At 71.3% G+C, this 17,773-nt stretch carries 17 protein-coding genes; 10 read left to right on the plus strand and 7 right to left on the minus strand.

Going from position 1 to position 17,773, the window contains the following annotated elements:
* Window positions 1-85 precede the first annotated feature (85 nt).
* From AC1RN5_RS15510 to AC1RN5_RS15525, 4 genes are all read left to right on the plus strand, one after another.
* Entirely contained in the window at window positions 86-517 is a 432-nt protein-coding gene (locus AC1RN5_RS15510) for an Lrp/AsnC family transcriptional regulator (protein ID WP_421935014.1), read from the plus strand.
* 78 nt (window positions 518-595) lie between these two features.
* The gene (locus AC1RN5_RS15515) at window positions 596-1,939 is read left to right on the plus strand and encodes a cytochrome P450 (RefSeq protein ID WP_292100075.1); all 1,344 of its coding nucleotides are present in this window, start codon (window positions 596-598) and stop codon (window positions 1,937-1,939) included.
* A gap of 325 nt (window positions 1,940-2,264) precedes the next feature.
* Window positions 2,265-2,882, plus strand: coding sequence for a TetR/AcrR family transcriptional regulator (locus AC1RN5_RS15520; RefSeq protein ID WP_493042051.1), 618 nt, complete (start codon window positions 2,265-2,267; stop codon window positions 2,880-2,882).
* A gap of 10 nt (window positions 2,883-2,892) precedes the next feature.
* Window positions 2,893-3,366, plus strand: coding sequence for a hypothetical protein (locus tag AC1RN5_RS15525; RefSeq protein ID WP_493042052.1), 474 nt, complete (start codon window positions 2,893-2,895; stop codon window positions 3,364-3,366).
* A 179-nt stretch (window positions 3,367-3,545) separates the two neighbouring features.
* Here the strand turns inward: AC1RN5_RS15525 and AC1RN5_RS15530 are convergent, their stop codons facing one another.
* Entirely contained in the window at window positions 3,546-3,722 is a 177-nt protein-coding gene (locus AC1RN5_RS15530; protein ID WP_493042053.1) for a hypothetical protein, read from the minus strand.
* A gap of 90 nt (window positions 3,723-3,812) precedes the next feature.
* On the opposite strand from AC1RN5_RS15530, the gene AC1RN5_RS15535 reads away from it, so the two are divergent.
* Together AC1RN5_RS15535 and AC1RN5_RS15540 are read left to right on the plus strand one after the other, a co-directional pair.
* Window positions 3,813-4,085, plus strand: a complete 273-nt coding sequence (locus AC1RN5_RS15535; RefSeq protein ID WP_493042054.1) for a hypothetical protein — start codon at window positions 3,813-3,815, stop codon at window positions 4,083-4,085.
* A gap of 447 nt (window positions 4,086-4,532) precedes the next feature.
* Window positions 4,533-7,526, plus strand: coding sequence for a beta strand repeat-containing protein (locus AC1RN5_RS15540; RefSeq protein WP_493042055.1), 2,994 nt, complete (start codon window positions 4,533-4,535; stop codon window positions 7,524-7,526).
* A gap of 155 nt (window positions 7,527-7,681) precedes the next feature.
* Here AC1RN5_RS15540 and AC1RN5_RS15545 read toward each other — a convergent pair whose 3' ends face one another.
* Window positions 7,682-8,929: an MFS transporter gene (locus AC1RN5_RS15545; protein ID WP_493042056.1), complete on the minus strand. Its 1,248-nt coding sequence runs from the start codon at window positions 8,927-8,929 to the stop codon at window positions 7,682-7,684.
* Between the two features lie 210 nt (window positions 8,930-9,139).
* On the opposite strand from AC1RN5_RS15545, the gene AC1RN5_RS15550 reads away from it, so the two are divergent.
* A complete protein-coding gene (locus AC1RN5_RS15550) occupies window positions 9,140-9,676 on the plus strand; it encodes an AprI/Inh family metalloprotease inhibitor (RefSeq protein ID WP_493042057.1) in 537 nt (178 codons plus the stop codon).
* A 142-nt stretch (window positions 9,677-9,818) separates the two neighbouring features.
* Here AC1RN5_RS15550 and AC1RN5_RS15555 read toward each other — a convergent pair whose 3' ends face one another.
* The 4 genes from AC1RN5_RS15555 to AC1RN5_RS15570 all read right to left on the minus strand — a co-directional run bounded on the left by AC1RN5_RS15555 (window position 9,819) and on the right by AC1RN5_RS15570 (window position 12,687).
* On the minus strand, window positions 9,819-10,553 hold the full coding sequence (locus AC1RN5_RS15555; RefSeq protein WP_493042058.1) for a hypothetical protein: 735 nt from the start codon (window positions 10,551-10,553) through the stop codon (window positions 9,819-9,821).
* 22 nt (window positions 10,554-10,575) lie between these two features.
* A complete protein-coding gene (locus AC1RN5_RS15560; RefSeq protein WP_493042059.1) occupies window positions 10,576-10,965 on the minus strand; it encodes a hypothetical protein in 390 nt (129 codons plus the stop codon).
* A gap of 102 nt (window positions 10,966-11,067) precedes the next feature.
* Window positions 11,068-11,862 (minus strand): HAD family hydrolase, encoded by a 795-nt coding sequence (locus AC1RN5_RS15565; RefSeq protein WP_493042060.1) that lies wholly within the window; start codon window positions 11,860-11,862, stop codon window positions 11,068-11,070.
* A gap of 30 nt (window positions 11,863-11,892) precedes the next feature.
* Window positions 11,893-12,687, minus strand: coding sequence for a class I SAM-dependent methyltransferase (locus tag AC1RN5_RS15570; protein WP_493042061.1), 795 nt, complete (start codon window positions 12,685-12,687; stop codon window positions 11,893-11,895).
* Window positions 12,688-12,879: 192 nt separating this feature from the next.
* On the opposite strand from AC1RN5_RS15570, the gene AC1RN5_RS15575 reads away from it, so the two are divergent.
* Window positions 12,880-14,145 (plus strand): peptidase C69 family protein, encoded by a 1,266-nt coding sequence (locus tag AC1RN5_RS15575; protein WP_493042062.1) that lies wholly within the window; start codon window positions 12,880-12,882, stop codon window positions 14,143-14,145.
* 167 nt (window positions 14,146-14,312) lie between these two features.
* On the opposite strand, the gene AC1RN5_RS15580 is transcribed toward AC1RN5_RS15575, so the two are convergent.
* Window positions 14,313-15,329, minus strand: a complete 1,017-nt coding sequence (locus tag AC1RN5_RS15580) for an aldo/keto reductase (RefSeq protein ID WP_493042063.1) — start codon at window positions 15,327-15,329, stop codon at window positions 14,313-14,315.
* A 144-nt stretch (window positions 15,330-15,473) separates the two neighbouring features.
* On the opposite strand from AC1RN5_RS15580, the gene aptA reads away from it, so the two are divergent.
* Window positions 15,474-16,796: an omega-aminotransferase AptA gene (gene aptA, locus AC1RN5_RS15585; protein ID WP_493042064.1), complete on the plus strand. Its 1,323-nt coding sequence runs from the start codon at window positions 15,474-15,476 to the stop codon at window positions 16,794-16,796.
* A gap of 36 nt (window positions 16,797-16,832) precedes the next feature.
* Entirely contained in the window at window positions 16,833-17,759 is a 927-nt protein-coding gene (locus tag AC1RN5_RS15590) for a 2-hydroxyacid dehydrogenase (protein ID WP_493042065.1), read from the plus strand.
* The last annotated feature ends 14 nt before the right edge of the window (window positions 17,760-17,773 follow it).

Consider the following 17,773-nt stretch of genomic DNA (forward strand, 5'->3'; position numbering starts at 1 on the left):
GTGGGCCGGTTTCGGGTCGATTTGAACAGACAGAGCGTGGGAAGCGCGCAGTCAGGCCGACGATATGCCAAGTTCCGCCGACGATATGAAATTGGATGCCCGGGACCTGGCCCTGGTCCGGCTGCTGGAGACCGACTCGCGGCTGCCGGCCTCGACGCTGGCCAAGCGGCTCGGCGTGTCGCGCACGACGGTGCAGACCCGCATTGACCGACTTGTGGCCGATGGAGTCATCGCGGGGTTCACGGTCCGGCTGGGAAACCCCTTGGAATCCAGGATCGTACGCGGACATGTTCTGGTGACCGCCGCGCCCAAGGCCGCCCGACATATAGAGGCGACGCTGCGCGCCATGCCCCAGGTGGAGGCCCTGCACTCGGTCTCGGGCCCCTTCGACCTGATCGTCATGGTGGCCGCGGCCTCCATCGAGGAGCTGGACCGGGTGCTGGACGACATCGGCCTGATCGAGGGGGTGGAGCGGACCACCTCGTCCATCATCCTGTCCACGCGCATCCGCCGTTGACCTAGGGTCGCGATTTGCCTTGCCCTACGTCACTCCCTTAGGCCCGATTCAAAGGTTCAACCGACGGAGACCGACCCCATGCTTCTGATCAGCGACACCGTGGAAGTGGGCGGCCCCAAGGGACCCGCGCATCCTCCGAAATATCCGGTGAGCCCGGTGGAGCTGTGGAACCCCGAGGCCTTCACCAAGGGCCCGCCGATGAGCGCCTTCGCCGCCATGCGCCAGGCCTCCCCCATCGCCTGGACCCCGGAACCCGAGGACCGGCCCGGCTTCTGGGCGGTGACCCGCTACGACGACGTCATGCGGGTCAACAGCGACTACGAGACCTTCTCCTCGCAGCGCGGCGGCATCCTGATGAGCCACCAGCGCTCGGACATGCAGCTGGCCCGCGCCAGCCTGGACGCCATGATCAACATGGACGCGCCGGCCCATATGCAGCTGCGCCGCGAGCACATGCCCTATTTCACGCCGTCCTATCTGCGCGGCCTCACCGACCGGGTGGAGGGCGAGGTGACCCGCCTGCTGGACGCCATGGCCAAGCAGGGCCGCGCCGACCTGGTGCAGAGCCTGTCGGCCCAGCTGCCGCTGTTCACCCTGTGCGAGATCCTCGGCGTGCCGCCAGAAGATCGCCCCAAGTTCCTGACCTGGATGCATTATCTGGAACTGGCCAACTCCTTCGCCGCCGAGCGCGCCGGGGGCGGCGGCGGGCTGGAGGCGGCCGCGGCCGAGGTGCCGCCGGAGATGAAGGCCTTCCTCGACGCCTTCACCAACGCCATCCAGGAGATGTTCGACTACGGCCGGCACATGCTGCACAAGCGCCGCCTGGACCCCCAGGCCGACCTGATGAGCGCCATCGCCAAGGCCCAGGTGGACGGCGACCTGCTGGCCGACGAGTACCTGGACGGCTCCTGGCTGCTGATCGTCTTCGCCGGCAACGACACCACCCGCAACACCATCTCCGGCTCGATGCAGCTGCTCAGCGACTTCCCCGAGGAGAAGGCCAAGCTGATCGCCCGGCCCGAACTGATGCCCGGCGCGGTCAACGAGTTCATCCGCATGATCAGCCCGGTGATCTACATGCGCCGCACCGCCACCCGCGACGTCGAGGTGGCCGGCCAGCAGATCGCCGAGGGCGAGAAGGTGATCATGTACTACGGCTCGGCCAACCGCGACGCTTCGGTGTTCGCCGATCCCGACCGCCTGGACGTGACCCGCGCCAACGCCGACAAGCACATCGCCTTCGGCTACGGCCCCCACACCTGCATCGGCAAGCGGGTGGCCCAGCTGCAGCTGGAGGCGGTCTACCGCCAGATGCTGGCGAGGTTCCCCGACATCCACCAGTCGGGCCCGATGGACGTGGCGCCCAACAACTTCGTCTATGCGATCCGCTCGATGCCGGTGGCGTTCACGCCGGAGGGGTAGCCTCCTCCTCGCCCCAAGGGGGGAGGGCCTCCGCGCAGCGGAGGTCTTCCTGCGCCGCGCGAGCGTCGCGGCCCAAAGACCTGGAGCCACGAACGCCACGAACGGTTGCGGACGCCGGGGCTCGCCCATTTCAGGCCGTGTCGCCGGCGTTCGGAAGGCTCAGGCGCGCCAGATCCGGAACGGGTTCAAAGACGACGCTGGGAACGTCCGCCAGCGGGACATTCCCAATGCCGAGCGGCGTCCGCGCTCCTCCGGCCTCTGGCGTCGAGCCGCCCGTTCGCCGCCCGTGTTGCACGGTCCGTGCATTCATGTCATCATGCGTGACATGAATGAGACGACCCCCTATGTCAGCCCCCTGCGCCGGGAACAGTCGGATCAGACCCGGTCGCGGATCGTCGACGCAGCGCTCGACCTGATCGTCGGCGGCGTCGAGGGGCTGACGATGCAGGAGGTGGCGAAGGCGGCAGGGGTCGCGCTGCGCACCGTGTTCCGGCATTTCCCGACCCGCGACGACCTGCTGGACGCCACCTGGCAGGCCATGCAGATTCGGATGGGCGAAACCCCCGAGCTTGAGACCCTGGACGAGCTGACCGGCTTCCTGCCGGAGCTGTTCGGACGCTATGGCGCCATGGAAGACCAGATCCGCGGCGCGATGTTCGCCCAGACCTTCGTATCCAGCCGCCAGCGGCTCGGCTCGGACCGCGCGAGGAAGGTGCGCCGGGCGGTGGCCGCGCAGTTCACGGGTGGCGACGAGCGCAGCCGCGCCATGGCCGCGTCCGCCGCCTACACCCTGACCGTTCCCCTGGTCTCGATCGTGCTGAAGGAGGCGTTCGGCCTGTCCTCGTCCGAGGCGGCCCGCGCGTCCGCCTGGGCGATCCGCGCCCTGGCGGCGGCCTACGCCGAAGATCCAGAAGCCCTGAATTCCGAAACCTTGAAGCCCTGAAGTAAGACCGATGATCCGACACGTTTCGATTCCCGCGCGCGATCCGCATCACGTGGCGACCGTCCTGGCCGAGCTGATGCAAGGCCGCGTCTACCCGTTCCCGGGTCCGGTCCCGGGCGCGTTCATGGCCACCGCCCGCGACGCCCACGGCACTCAGATCGAGGTCTACCCCGAACAGGTCGCGGCCGCGCCGGGCGAGGACGGCGCGCCGGGGACCTTCGAGGCCAATCCCGCGCCGCCCCAGTATTGGCCCTTCCACCTGTTGCTCTCCGTCCAGCTGGACGAGGCGGCGATCCAGGCGATCGGCGACCGGGAAGGCTGGCGCACGCGGCGGTTCCACCGCGGTCCGCCGGGCCAACCGCTGTTCGACGTCATCGAGTTCTGGGTCGAGAACCGCTTCCTGATCGAACTGTCGACGCCCGACATGGACCCCGCCTACCTGCGGACCTACGACGGTCTCGAAGCGATGGTGGCGCGCGCCTAGGCTCGGTCAATCTCACCGGGCGCGCGGATTTGCGGGCAAGGCCGACCCTGAACCCAAGGACCGCTATTGGCGCACCTCGGAAGCGCCCAAGGGCGGTCAGTCCCGGCCCAGGTACGCCTCGACCTGCTCGGGCCAGGGTTCGCCTCGGAGCCAGGCCGCGGCGCTGTAGGTGTGGGCGATCAGGAGCTTTCGAGGCGGCGCGCGCGACACGCCATACCAGCGGCCGTCGTCAATTCGATCGACATCGCCCTGGAGAAATCATCCAGGTTCTGGGTCACCAGCAGGTCGGCTTCGCCCGCCAAGGCGGTTTCCAGGACGTGGCGGTCTTCCTCGGCGTACAGCGGAAGGACGCCCACGCCGCCGAGGGTCCGGGACGCCAGCGCCCGGGGACCTTGCCCATCGCAGCTCACCGCCTCATCTTTCCCTCTGCACGGAGGAGGCAGGCCATGAGCGAGGCGGTGGGTCCTGGGGACCTGGTGATCTGCGTCAATGTCGCCCCCAACCATGCCACGGGACGGCCGGTGCCCCTGGTCGCCGGGGAGAGCTACCGCGTCCTCGCGGTCATGGAATTCGCCTGCCCCTGCGGACGCTCCGACGCCCTGCTGGATGTCGGGGTCGACTTCGCCTGGTGCCAGACGCGCTTCCGCCTGCTGCCCAAGCCCAAGGCCCAGACCCGGACGCGGCGCGTCTCGGCGCCCCGGGAGATGGAGCCGGTCTGACGGCCCGCCGGCCACGCCGCCTCGGGCCCGAGCCGCGCCGTCCTGCGGTGGACGGTGCGCGTGGCGGACGCATGACGCGTTCGGCATATCGACGTTCTTCAGAACATCCGAAGTATAAAATGACCATTCCGACATCTAGGCGAATTATATTTCGCTCGGAGGATGAATTGTCTGTGTCGGGTTGGCGACGTTTGCCGACATAACCAAAATGGGTTTTCAGATATAGTCAAAATATCTGTCGATATCCGGTCGGTTGGCGCGAATTTTACGCACTAACCATAGATAACGCGGCAATTCGGCGCGAAGTCTATTTACATAGTGTCCGGAACGTCTGATGACGCTCGCCACTTTGTGGGGTTTGGCCGCGGGGAGTTGCGGCCCGGCCGCGTCCGGGGACATCGCGCCTGCTTGCGCGATCGGGCCGCGTCCGCCCGAAGAGTTCCCAGTATGTCCGTTCCCAGCCAAACCTATTATTTCGAGACCATCACGCCCGCCCAGCAGGCGGCGTTCAATGGCTCCGATGTGCTGGTCTTCCCCAGCACGGCGACGGCGACCCAGGTGGGCGTGGCCTATGTGGCGGCGGCGGGGGCGAGCCCGGCGCGGATCGACGTCAGCCTGGGCGGCCGGACCGTCTCGTTCGACCCCAATGTGCTGACCACCGGCGATGGCCGCGCCATCTTCGGCGACGGCTCCAAGCTCTTCATCGGCAGCAACACCGCCGATAGCGGCACGGGTGGCGGCGGCAACGACCTGCTGTTCGGCGGCGAGAACAGCGACACCCTGGACGGCGGCGCGGGCGCCAACATCCTGCAGGGCAACCAGGGCGCCGACAGCCTGGTGGCCGGAACCGGCGCCGACCTGCTGCTGGGGGGCCAGGGCGACGACACGCTCAGCGCCGGGGACGGCGCCAACACCGTCTATGGCAATCTGGGGAACGACGTCCTCTCGGCCGGGACCGGCGCGGACCTGCTGCGGGGCGGGCAGGGCGACGACCTCATGGCCGGCGGCGGCGGCAATGACCTGATGTTCGGCGACCTGGGCGCCGACAGCCTGGTCTCCGGGGCCGGATCGTCCTCGCTGATCGGCGGCGACGGCGCCGACACCCTGGACGCCAGCGCCGGCGGCGCGGCCTCCCTCGACGGCGGGATCGGGAACGACGTGCTGGCCGGCGGCGGCGGAAACGACATCCTCTTCGCCGGTGAGGGCGACGACACCGTCGCCGCGGGCGAGGGCGCCAACTATGTCCAGGCCAACCAGGGCCAGGACAGCGTCACCGCCGGGAGCGGCGCCGACACCCTGCTGGGCGGCCAGGGCGGCGACACCCTCTCGGCCGGAGACGGCGCCAACTACGTCCACGGCAATCTGGGGGACGACAGCCTGCTGGGCGGCGGCGGCGCCGAGACCCTGCTGGGCGGCCAGGGGAGCGACACCATCGACTCCGACCAGTCGGGGGCCGACGGAAACGACCTGGTCTTCGGCGACCTGGGCGACGACAGCCTGTGGGCCGGGTCGGGGAACGACACCCTGTCCGGGGGCGACGGCGCCGACGCGATCCATGACGCCGGCGGCGCCAACCTGGTGGACGCCGGGGCCGGCGCAGACCGGGTGCTGACGGGCGTGGGCGCCGACACGGTGAGCGGCGGCGACGGCGACGACTATGTCGCCGCCTCCGACGGCGCCAACTCGGTCTCCGGCGGGGCGGGCAACGACTCGATCACCGCCGGCTCGGGCAATGACAGCCTCGACGGCGGGGTGGGCAACGACAGCCTGAGCCTCGGCGACGGGGCGATCAACACCGGCGCGGGCGGGGCGGGGAACGACTCGATCCTGTCGGGAACGGGCGCCGACACCCTGACCGGCGGAGAGGGCGACGACACCCTGGACGCCGGATCGGGCCTGAACCTGCAGGATGGCGGGATCGGCAATGACAGGATCACCGGCGCCGGCGGCACGATGCTGGGCGGCGACGGGAACGACACGATCAGCAGCAGCGGGGCCGGCGTCATCGACGGCGGGGCCGGCGCGGACTCCATCACCTCCAGCGCCAACGGGGCGGCGACGATCAACGGCGGCGACGGCGCCGACACGATCACCGACACCGGGGCCAGCGGCAGCCGCAGCCTGACCGGCGGGGCGGGCGCCGACCTGCTCACCGGCGGGGCGAGCGGCGACACCCTCTTCGGCGGCGGCGGCGGCGACACCCTGACCGGCGGGGCCGGCGACGACAGCTTCGTGATCGCCGCGGGCGACTCCGGGACGGCCTACGCCACCCTGGACGTGATCGACGGTTTCGCGCCGGGCCGCGACAGCCTCAATCTCGGCCTCGGCGTCACCGCCAGCAACTTCGCGGCCTATACGACGACTTCCAGCTACGCCCAGGCCTTGAGCGAGGCCCAGAGCCTGATCGCCAGCGGCAGCCGCGACGTGGTGTCCATCCAGGTGGCCTCCGGCGCCGAGGCCGGGACCTATGTCTTCGTCGACGGCCTCTCGAACAACAGCGTCAGCGACGCCGTGAAGCTGACGGGCCAGATCGCCCTGACGCCGCGCAACCTGGACGGCTTCACCTCGACGCCGCGCACCGACACCCTCATCAGCGGCACCACCGGACCCGACAGCCTGGTGGGCGGCGAACAGGCCGACACCATCCTGGGCCTGGACGGCGCCGACACCATCTCGGCCCGCGGCGGCGCCGACTCCGTCGACGCCGGGTCCGGCAATGACGTGATCGACGCCGGCGCCGGCGCCGACACCGTGTTCGGCGGCCAGGGCGACGACTACATCACCCTGGGCGACGGCAGCGAAACCACCGGCAACTTCGCCTTTGGCGACGACGGCGGCGACAGCCTGTTCGGCGGGGCGGGCGCCGACACCCTCGACGCCGGCGACGGCTCCGAACAGTCCCTCGGCGGCAATGATGGGTCCGACAGTCTCGTCGGGGGCTCGGGAACCGATTACCTCGACGGCGGCGATGGCGGCGACACCCTGGCCGGCGGCGGCAGCGAGGACGTGCTCTGGGGCGACGGCGGCGCCGACAGCCTCTCGGGCGGCGACGGCAACGACGTCATCGTCGGGCACACGGGCCTCGACACCCTGACAGGTGGCGGCGGCGACGACCGCTTCAAGTTCTACACCGGCGACAGCAGCAGCGCGCAGGTCGACGTGATCACCGACTTCACATCCGGCCAAGACCTGCTGGACCTGGGCGACGTGGGCGATGCCTCACAGTGGGGCTTCGGCACCGCCTCCAGCTTCGACGAAGCCGCCACGGCCGCGGCCGTGTATCTCCAGTCCGACACATTCAATGTCCTCGCCTACGCCGTGGGCGGCGACATCTATGTCTTCGGCGACACCGCCGGGAACAACACCGTCGGCAACGCGATCAAGCTGACCGGTATGACGGGTCTGTCGAGCTCCGACATCCTCGCCTACTCCAGCAGCTAACGCCCCTCTCCAGGCGTCCCGCCGATCATCGCCCGGCGGGACGGGCGGCGTCGTCGGGGCGATCTCGGCTCTGCGCCGGTCACGCTCAAGGGCCGGGTCCATCCTTCGCGGGATGGGCCCGGCCTTTTGGCGTGCGGCCGCTCGCCGCGGGCTGGTCAGGCCTCCAGCTCGATCACCCTCACGCCCCGCAACGCCGGGGAGGTCAGGGCGATCAAGGGGCCCAGGGCCAGGCCCGCGGCGGCGATGAACAGGGTCTCGCGGACGCCGATCAGGCCGCCGAGGCCGCCGCCGACCAGGGCGCCGATCAGCATGGTTCCGCCGCTGGCGGCCTGGAAGGCGCCGGCGGCGCGGCCCAGGGTGTCCTGGGGCAGGACGGTCTGGCGCAGGCTGGCCGAGAGCACGCCGTAGGCCACGCCGGTGGAATCCCCCAGCAGCTGGGAGGCGATCAGCATCGCCATGCCCGCGACCGGGGCGGCCGGCGAGAGCGGGATCAGCATCGCCGAACCCGCCGCGGCCAGGCCCATGGCCAGGATGGCGGGGCCCGCCCCCAGGCGTCGGGCCAGGGGGGCGGCGAGCCCCGCCCCCATCAGGGCCCCGATCCCGCCGCAGGCCACGGTGAGCCCCAGCATGGCGGGGCTGAGGCCCAGGGTGCGCAGGGCGAACACCAGGTAGAGGGCCGCGAAGCCGCCGCCGAACAGGCCGTTGCACAGGGCCACCACCAGCAGGGGCCGCACCCGGGGCTCGGCCCAGGCGGCGCGGAAGCCCTGGGTCAGGTCGCGCGCCCAGTGCTGGGGCGGGTCGGGCTCCGGGTCGGGCTCGACCTGGCGGATGCTGGAGAGGAAGAGGGCCGAGACCAGGTAGGTGGCGGCGTTGACGGCGATGGCGAAGGGGGCGCTGAGCCACTGGAACAGGAAGCCCGCCAGGGCCGGTCCCCCCATCTCGGCGACGGACTCGGTGGCCGAGAGCCTGGAATTGCCGTCCACCAACCGCTCGGTCCCGACCAGGCCGGGGAGGTAGGCGTGGTCGGCCATGTCGAACAGCACGCTGGCGCCCCCCACCAGGGCGGCGGCGGCGAAGATCTGCCAGAGGCTCAGAAGGTGGAGCCAGGCGGCGATGGGGATGGTGATGAGCACCCCGGCGCGGACCAGGTCGGCGCCGATCAGGATCGGGCGGCGATGGCGGCGGTCGACGAAGCCGCCGCCGGCCAGGCCCACGAAGAAGGCCGGGCCGTAGGAGAGGGCGGCCAGGACTCCGAGGACGGCGGGGCCGGCGCCCAGGGCCAGGACCGCCGTCATGGGCAGGCCCTCGCGGGTGATGCGGGCGCCGAAGCTGGAGACGGCCTGGGCCGCCCACAGCTTCATGAAGTCGGGTTCGCCGGTGAGGGCGCCGGGCTTGCGGGTCATGGAAAAGAGGTCCGTCGAGGAGGCTCGGCCGCGCGGGGCCGTGATCCCGCGGGGTGGCGCGGGCGCTTGGGGGGAGCGTGATATTTGTAAGCCGCCTCGGTCGCTCGCCTGCGCGTGAGGTTGGACGGGCGGGGGCGTGAGGTCAAGCTTGGCGCCAGGGCCACGCTTCAAGCTAGGATGGACGGTCACGACAATCATCCCCGGAACACCATGCGCCAGCGTCTCGTCTCCCTCGCCGCCGTCCTCGTCCTGTTGAGCGCCGGCTCGGCCCAGGCCCAGTCGAGCCAGACCACGCGGTCCACCACCACCACCACGACCTCGCCGGACGGGCGCACCACCACGACGGTGACCAAGAGCACCTCGGTGGGGACCAGCGTCTCGGTGGACGAGGAGAAGCTGGGGGCGGCCCTGGCCGGCGCCCTGATCGACCGGATGGACCCGGAGGAGGCGCGGCTGAAGCGGCTGGCCGAGCCGGCGCGGACGCAGGACGCCTTCGGAGCCTGGCGGGTGCGCGACGGCGGGCGCGACGCCCAGGACTGCCGCTTCGAGATGGGGGAGAAGGCGGGCTTCCTGGGGGTGCGGCCGGCGACCGCCACCGGCTGCCCGCGGCGGCTGGCGGCGCTCGCCAAGTGGCGGGTGCAGACCGGCGAGCTGGTCTTCTACAGCGCCGCCGGCCAGGAGCTGAAGCGCCTGCGCTATGTCGAGGGTCGCTTCATCGGCGGCGGGGTGGAGATGCTGCGGGACTAGGTCTCGGCGGATCGGACGCGGGGCGATCGGCCTCCCGAGCACGGACTTGTTGTCGCTCGACCCGACACGCCAAAAGGCCCCCCGGGGTGAGCCGGGGGGCCTGGCGGTTCTTGGCGCCGTGGGCTTTGGCGGCGCGTCTGACCTAGATGTCCGTGCCGGGGATCGGCGCGGAGACGCCCGGGCCGCCGGGGCGGCGGTCGCGGTCGGCCTCGAGGCTGTCGTCGCGGCCGTCCTGGTTCAGGAAGGAGCGGCTCTCGCCGTAGCGCTGGCGTTCGCGCAGGACCTCGTCGGCGGTGTAGGGGGCGGCCGCCTGGTCGAAGCTGTTCCAGCCGGCGGCGCGATAGTCCTGGCCGCGGGTCAGGGCGTCGACGCCCTGGTGATGCTGCAGGATCTGTTCGATCCGCGCGGCTTCCTCGTCCTTGGCCTTGACGCTGACCAGGGTCCCGCCGCGGCGGACGCCCTCGGCGTAGACCTGGGCCTCCTCGTCGGAATGACCGGCGTCCTTCAGGGCGCCAAGCACCCCGCCGGCGGCCGCGCCGGTCGCGGCGCCGGCGGCGGCGCCGACCACGGTGGCCACCAGCCAGCCGGCGGCGACCACGGGGCCGAGGCCGGGAATGGCCAGCATGCCCAGGCCGGCCAGCAGGCCGCCGCCCGCGCCGATCAGGCCGCCGGTGGTGGCGCCCTGGGCCGCGCCCTCAGCGGTCTCATTGTCGCCTTCCAGGTGGGCGGTGTCGTGGCGATGGCCCTCGTGCCAGTTGTCGGCGTTGCTGGCCACCAGGCTGATGTCGTGGTGGGACACGCCCGCCTGCTCCAGCTCGGAGACGGCGGTCATGGCTTCAGTGTGGGTGTTGAACAGGCGAGATACGGTGCGGGTCATGATAAGCTCCTGACTCTAAAAATTATTTGGCGGTGACGGCGCCCTTGAAGTCGAGCGAGACGTCCATGGTCTTGCCGTCCTTCTTGGCCTTGGCGGTCCAGATGCCGTCGGCGCTCTTGGCCAGGCCGGTGACGTCGGTGTAGCCGGCGTTCTCGATGTGGCCCTTGGCCTGGTCTTCGGTGAAGGAGTTGGAGGCCGCCTCGGGCATGGCGTCGGAGGCCGTGGCGCCGGTGTCGACCGCGTCATTGGCGGTGGGCGGGGAGACCGCGCCGCCGGGGGCCGCGGCGCTGGCGCTGGCGTCGGCCGCGGCGTTGCTGGTGTCGGCGGCGGTTTCAGAGGCCGGCTTGGAGCAGGCCCCCAGCAGGGCCAGGGTGAGGGCGGCGCCGGTCAGGGCGCCCAGGGCGGTTCGCATCGTCGTTCTCCGGAGATTGAGGCCTGACCAGCGCCCCGCACCCGGCATTCGTTCCGACAGCCCAGCTTAGAAAATCCCGAACCCGGGCCGGGCGGCGTCGTCTCACCCCAGCAGGGTCTCGATCACCCGGGCCACACCGTCCTCCTCGTTGGCGCCGGTGGTCTCGCGGACGGCGGCCAGGACGTGCGGGTGGGCGTTGGCGACGGCGACCCCGCGGCCGGCCATGGTGAGCATGGGGATGTCGTTGGGCATGTCGCCAAAGGCGATGATCTCGTGCGCCTCGACCCCCAGGTCCGCGCTCAGATGCAGCAGGCCGCTGGCCTTGGAGACTCCCAGGGCCCCGAACTCCACGAAGGGGGCGCCGGAGTGGGTGACGGCGACCCGGTCGCCCGCCAGGGAGCGGATCAGGGCGTGGAGATCGTCGATCTCGTGGGCCGGATGGTGGACCAGGATCTTGATGAGGTCCTCGTCGCAGAGGCTGTGGACGGGGTCCACCCGAGGCTCGTGGTGGTGGACGAAGCCCTCGAACATGGCGTCCGGGAAGGCGTGCTCGCGGCCGACCTTGTGGCCGTGCTCGGTGGCGAAGCTGAAGTCGGGATCGGACCGGCGCAACTCGCCGATCAGCTCCAGGGCCACGGCGGTGGGCAGGGTCTCCTGGCGCATCACCCGATCCTCCCCCACGTCGTAGAGCAGGGCGCCGTTGGAGCAGACGGCCAGGCCGGTGATCCCCAGGTCGTGGGCGATGGCGCGGAGGTCCCGCGGCGGCCGGGCGGTGACGAAGACCACCGGCAGGCCGGCCGCCCGGGCGTCGCCCAGGGCCTTGCGGGTGCGGGGGGAAATCGAGCCGTCCCGGCGCAGCAGGGTGCCGTCGAGGTCGGTGGCGATGAGGCGGATCATGGGCGAGTGTCGGCGCGGGGCCGGAGTCGGTCAAGCGGGGCGGGGCGTTGACCTCGGTCGGCCCCACCACAGGGTCGAGCTGATCTCGAAGTCCACCTCGCCGTCCCGGGCGTGGGGGGCGACGACGGCCCGCAGGTCGGCGTCGAAGGCCGGGGCGAGGGCCCCCAGCTTGGCCCGCGACCAGGTGGCGCGGGAGTGTTCGGCCTCGATGAGGTCGTCCACCGACTGGGTCATCGGCGCGGTGAAGGTCTCGGTGGCGGCCAGGTCGAACCAGGGCTGGTGGCCGGTGAGGCGGGCCTGGTGGGCGCCGGCGTTCCACTGGCCGCCCAGCTTGCCGACCCAGGCCTTGATCACCGCGTGCCAGGCCGCGATCCAGGGCGCCTGGGCCGGGCCATCGCCGCCGAGGATGGCCATGACGCCGTCGGGGGCGACCGCGGCGGCGAGCCTCGGGAAGAGGCGCGGGGCGTCCATCCAGTGGATGCTGGCGCCGGCCGTGATCAGGTCGATCTGGGCGGGGAGGGGGACGTCCTCGGCGAAGCCTTCCGTCCAGGCGATGTGCGGGTTGGCGCCGGCGTCCAGGTCGCGGGCCAGGCGCAGCATGGCGGCGGAGGGATCGACAGCCAGGACCTCGCCGAAGTGAGGCGCCAGCGTGCGGGTCAGCTTGCCGGGGCCGCAGCCGAGATCCAGCAGGCGCGCGCGGCCGGGGGTGAGCTGGAGCAGGCGGTCGAACAGGGCGGGGGGATAGGGGGTGCGATGGACATAGGCCGCCACCACGCCCTCGTCCTCGAACTCCGCGCCGGTGTTGTCGGCGGCTGTCGCGGGCATGTGAGCCTCCCCTGGCTTTGGGGAGAGATTGGACGCTCAGGTGAAGGTGGCAAGGGGCATTCCATCCCGTCATCCCGGCCGTCGCAAAACGGAGAGCCGGGACCCAGGGGCGGTGCGCTAGGCCCCTGGGTCCCGGATCGCCTATCGGCGTCCGGGATGACGGGGAAGGGAAAGCGCGGGTAAGCTCTGCCCATGTGCGACACCCTGGTAGCCCTGGCCTCCGAGACCCCGCGCGGGGCGCTGCTGTTCGGCAAGAACAGCGACCGGGAGCGCAACGAGGCCCAGGTGCTGGAGATGCATCCCCGGCGGCGGGGTGTCGGGGATCTGAAGCTCACCTACATCACCATCCCGGAGGTCGCCGAGACCCACGCCACCCTGATCAGCCGGCCCTGCTGGATGTGGGGCGCCGAGATGGGCGCCAACGAGCACGGGGTGGTGATCGGCAACGAGGCGCTTCACGCCAGGGTTCCGGCCCAGAGGCGGCGCGCCCTGACCGGGATGGACCTGGTGCGGCTGGGGCTGGAACGGGGGGCCACGGCGGCCCAGGCTCTGGCGGTGATCATCGCCCTGCTGGAGCGGCACGGCCAGGGGGGCGACTGCGGCCACCTGGGGCGGTTCTACTATCACAACGGCTTCATCATCGCCGACCGCCACGAGGCCTATGTGCTGGAGACGGTGGGGCGCGACTGGGTGGTGGAGGCGGTGGCGGGACGCCGGGCGCTCTCCAACGCCTACTCCATTGGGACGGGCTATTCGGCCATTAGCCCGGGGCTGGGGGCGCAGGGGGCCGGGCGCTTCGACGTGGCCGCCCACCTCATCGACGAGGCCCGCGACGCCATAAGCTTCGGGCGCGGGCGCTGCGCGCGGGGGCAGGCGCTGCTGGAGCGGGCCGACGATGCGCTCACCCCCGCCGCCATGATGGCCATCCTGCGCGACCATGGGGAGGCGGCCGACTGGAGCCCGGCCAACACCGTGGGCCGGACCATCTGCATGCACGCCGCGCAAGGCGCGCGCCGCAGCCAGTCGGTGGCCTCCATGGTGTCGGAGGTGGGGGCCGACCGGGCGGTGCATTGGGTGACCGCCACCTCGGCGCCCTGCACCAGCCTGTTCAAGCCGGTGCTGTTCGAGGCGGGACCGCCGCCGGTGGGGCCGGCGCCCAGCGACACCTATGACGGCGAGAGCCTGTGGTGGCGGCACGAGCGGCTGCACCGGGCGATGCTGGCCGACCACGCGGCGGGGATGGCCCTGATCGCGGCGGAGCGGGACGCCCTGGAGGCGGGGTTCCAGGCGCGGATTGACGGGGCCGACGATGTGAAGGCCGCGGTGGCCGACTGCTGGCGGCAGGCGGCGGAGGCCGAGGCGCGATGGGCGCGGGCCCTGCGGCCCGCCCGACCCGGGGGCTCGGCCTACGCCCGCAGCTGGGCGCGGCTGAACGGGGTGGCGGGGTTGGCGCGGTAGGTCCCCGAAAGACCGTCATCCTCGGGCTTGTCCCGAGGATCCATCAACGCAGAGGGCGAGACCGACCCGCCGGCGGCGACGCCCGTGCCTGCTGCGGAGAAACGGAGATCATGGATCCTCGGGACAAGCCCGAGGATGACGATCGGGGATGGAGGCGTGATCGCATCTCACCCCATCGGGTAGGGGATTTCCTTGGAAATGGCGTCGATCTTCGACAGCACCTCTTTCGACAGCGTCACCTCGGCGGCGGCGAAGATGTCGGGGAGCTGCTCCTCCTTCGAGACGCCGACGATGGTGGAGGCGACGAAGTCGTGCTGCTTGCTCCAGGCGGTGGCCAGGGTGACCGGCGACAGGCCCGCCTCGGCGGCGACCGCGGCGAAGCGCTCGGTGGAGGCCAGAGACTTCTCGTTGACGAAGCGCTGGGCCATCACCGCCTGGCGGCCGCCGAGCGCGAGGTAGCGGGAGAAGCGCGCGCCCTCGGGCGTCGCCCCGCCCTGATACTTGCCCGAGAGTACGCCGCCGGCCAGGGGCGAGAAGGGGATCAGGCTGACGCCCTCCTGCCGGCAGGCCTGGGCCAGTTCGTCCTCGAAGCGGCGGTTGTTGAGGCTGAAATTGTTCTGGATGGTCTGGTAGCGGGCCAGGCCGAGGCGCTCCGAGGCGGCCAGGCTCTTCATCAGCCCCCAGGTGGTCTCGTTGCTGCAGCCGAGGATGCGGACCTTGCCGGCGCGGACCAGCTCATCGAGGGTCTCCATCGTCTCGTCATAGGAGGTCCCGTGGTCGGGCCAGTGGGTCTGGTAGAGGTCGATATAGTCGGTTCCCAGGCGCTTGAGGCTGGCCTCGACCGCGCGGGTGATGTTGTGGCGGTCCAGGGCGGTCATGCCGGCCCGCTGGGCGCCCTTGATCCAGCCGTGGCTGGGGCCGCAGACCTTGGTGGCGATGATCACCTCGTCCCGGCGCTTGGTCTTCAGCCAGCGCCCCACGATCTCCTCGGTGCGGCCGGCCCAGTCCTCCGCCGGCGGCACCGGATAGTTCTCGGCGGTGTCGAAGAAGTTGATCCCGGCCTCCAGCGACTTGTCGAGGATGCGGTGGGACTCCGCCTCGTCGACCTGGGAGCCGAAGGTCATGGTCCCCATGCAGATCTTGGAGACAACGATGGCGCTCTTGCCGAGGCGATGGGTCTGCATGAAGGAGGTCCCTGAAATGCGGCGGCGGCCAAAGGCCGCGCTTCAATGGCCTGGCAGATATGCCCAGGCCCGGGCCGGCGCAAGCGCGCGGCTGGCGGTCCCTGCCCGAACATGATTGCCTGTCGCGGTGAGGAGACCGCGAGCATGAGCGCCGACTTCGGAGACAACCGCCCCGACCTGGCGGCCTACTGGATGCCGTTCACGGCCAACCGGCAGTTCAAGGCCGATCCGCGGCTGCTGAGCCAGGCCAGCGGCATGTACTACCGCACGCCGGAGGGCCAGGCGGTGCTGGACGGGACCTCGGGCCTGTGGTGCGTCAACGCCGGTCACGGGCGGGCCGAGATCGCCGAGGCGGTCCACCGGCAGCTGATGACCCTCGACTACGCGCCCTCCTTCCAGATGGGCCACCCGATCGCCTTCGAGTTCGCCCAGGCCCTCACCGCCCTGGCGCCGCCGGGGCTGGACCGGGTGTTCTTCACCAACTCCGGATCGGAGTCCGTCGACACGGCCCTGAAGATGGCCATGGCCTATCACCGGGCGCGGGGGGAGGGGCAGAGGACCCGGCTGGTGGGCCGGGAGAAGGGCTATCACGGGGTGGGGTTCGGCGGGATTTCCGTGGGTGGGCTGGTGAACAACCGCCGCACCTTCACGACCCTGCCGGCCGACCACCTGCCCCATACCCAGGACCTGGCGCGCAACGCCTTCTCCCGTGGCCTGCCGGCCCACGGGGTGGAGCTGGCCGACGAGCTGGAGCGCATCGTCGCCCTGCACGGAGCCGAGACCCTGGCGGCGGTGATCGTCGAGCCGGTGGCGGGGTCGGCCGGGGTGCTGCCGCCGCCGGTGGGGTATCTGCAGCGGCTGCGGTCGATCTGCGACAAGCACGGCATCCTGCTGATCTTCGACGAGGTGATCACCGGCTTCGGGCGGGTCGGCGCGCCCTTCGCGGCCCAGGCCTTCGGGGTGACGCCGGACATCATGACCACGGCCAAGGGGCTGACCAACGGGGTCCTGCCCATGGGGGCGGTGTTCGCCAGCCGGGCGGTGCACGACGCGGTGGTGGCGGGGCCGCCGGGCGCCATCGAGTTCTTCCACGGCTACACCTATTCCGGCCATCCCGTGGCCTGCGCCGCGGGCCTGGCGGTGCTGGAGATCTATGCCCGCGAGGACCTGTTCGCGCGCACGGCGCGGATCGCCCCGCTGTGGGAGGCGGCCGTCCATGGCCTGGCGTCCTGCCCCCACGTCATCGACATCCGCAATATCGGTCTGATGGCGGCCATCGAGCTGGCCCCTCGCGACGGAGCGCCGGGGGCGCGGGGCTATGAGGTGCTGGTCCGGGCCCTGGAGGCCGGCCTGCTGGTCCGCGCCACGGCCGACACCATCGCCCTGTCGCCGCCGCTGATCATCAACGAGGCGGAGATCGGCAAGCTGACGGAGATCCTGGGCGGGGTGCTGGCCGGGATCGACTGAGGGCGGCTATAGAGAACGACCCTTCCGGAGCGCCCCATGCCGCACACCCTGCTGATCTCCCACCCGATGCTGTCGCCGATGCGGGCGGGGCTGGAGGCCCAGGGCTACAGGGTCGTGCGGCGCTGGGAGATGGCCGACGGGGACGCGGCCGCCGTGGAGGCCATCGTCCATGCCGGCGAGATCGTGCTGACGCCGGAGTTCCTGGAGAGCCTGCCGAGCCTGAAGCTGATCGCCAATGTCAGCGTCGGCTATGACGGGGTCGACGTGGCCTGGTGCCGGGCGCGGGGGATCGAGGTCAGCCACGCCGACGGGCTGAACGCCGAGGACGTGGCCGACCATGCGCTCGGCCTGCTGATCGGCGGCTGGCGCAACATCGTGGCCGGCGACCGCATGGTCCGGGCCGGCGGCTGGAACCATGATCGCATGGAGGTCGGCCCCGGCCTGAAGGGCCAGCGCGTGGGGATCATGGGGCTGGGCCATATCGGCGTGGCCGTCGCCAGGCGGGTGGAGGCCTTCGGGATGACGGTGGGCTGGTGGGGCCCGAACCCCAAGCCCGACGCGCCCTGGCCGCGGGCGGAGAGCCTGCTGGCCCTGGCGGCCGGCAGCGACATCCTGGTGGTGGCCTGCCGCGCCGATGTCTCCAACCGTCAGGCGGTGAACGCCGCGGTGATCGAGGCGGTCGGGCCCAACGGGATGATCGTCAACGTGTCGCGCGGTTCGGTGATCGACGAGGACGCCCTGATCGCGGCGCTGAAGGACGGGCGCCTGGGCCGCGCGGGGCTGGACGTGTTCGCCGAGGAGCCGACGCCGACGGCCCGCTGGGAGGGCGTGCCCGGCACGGTGCTGACCCCGCACAGCGCGGGGGGCACGGTGGACTCCCTGCCCAACATGATCGCCCAGACCTTCGAGAACCTGCGCCGTCACTTCGCCGGCGAGGCCTTGCTGAGCCCGGTCGCGGCCTAGAACCAGGAGATCAG

The organism is Phenylobacterium sp. GW821-FHT12F10 (assembly GCF_058806695.1).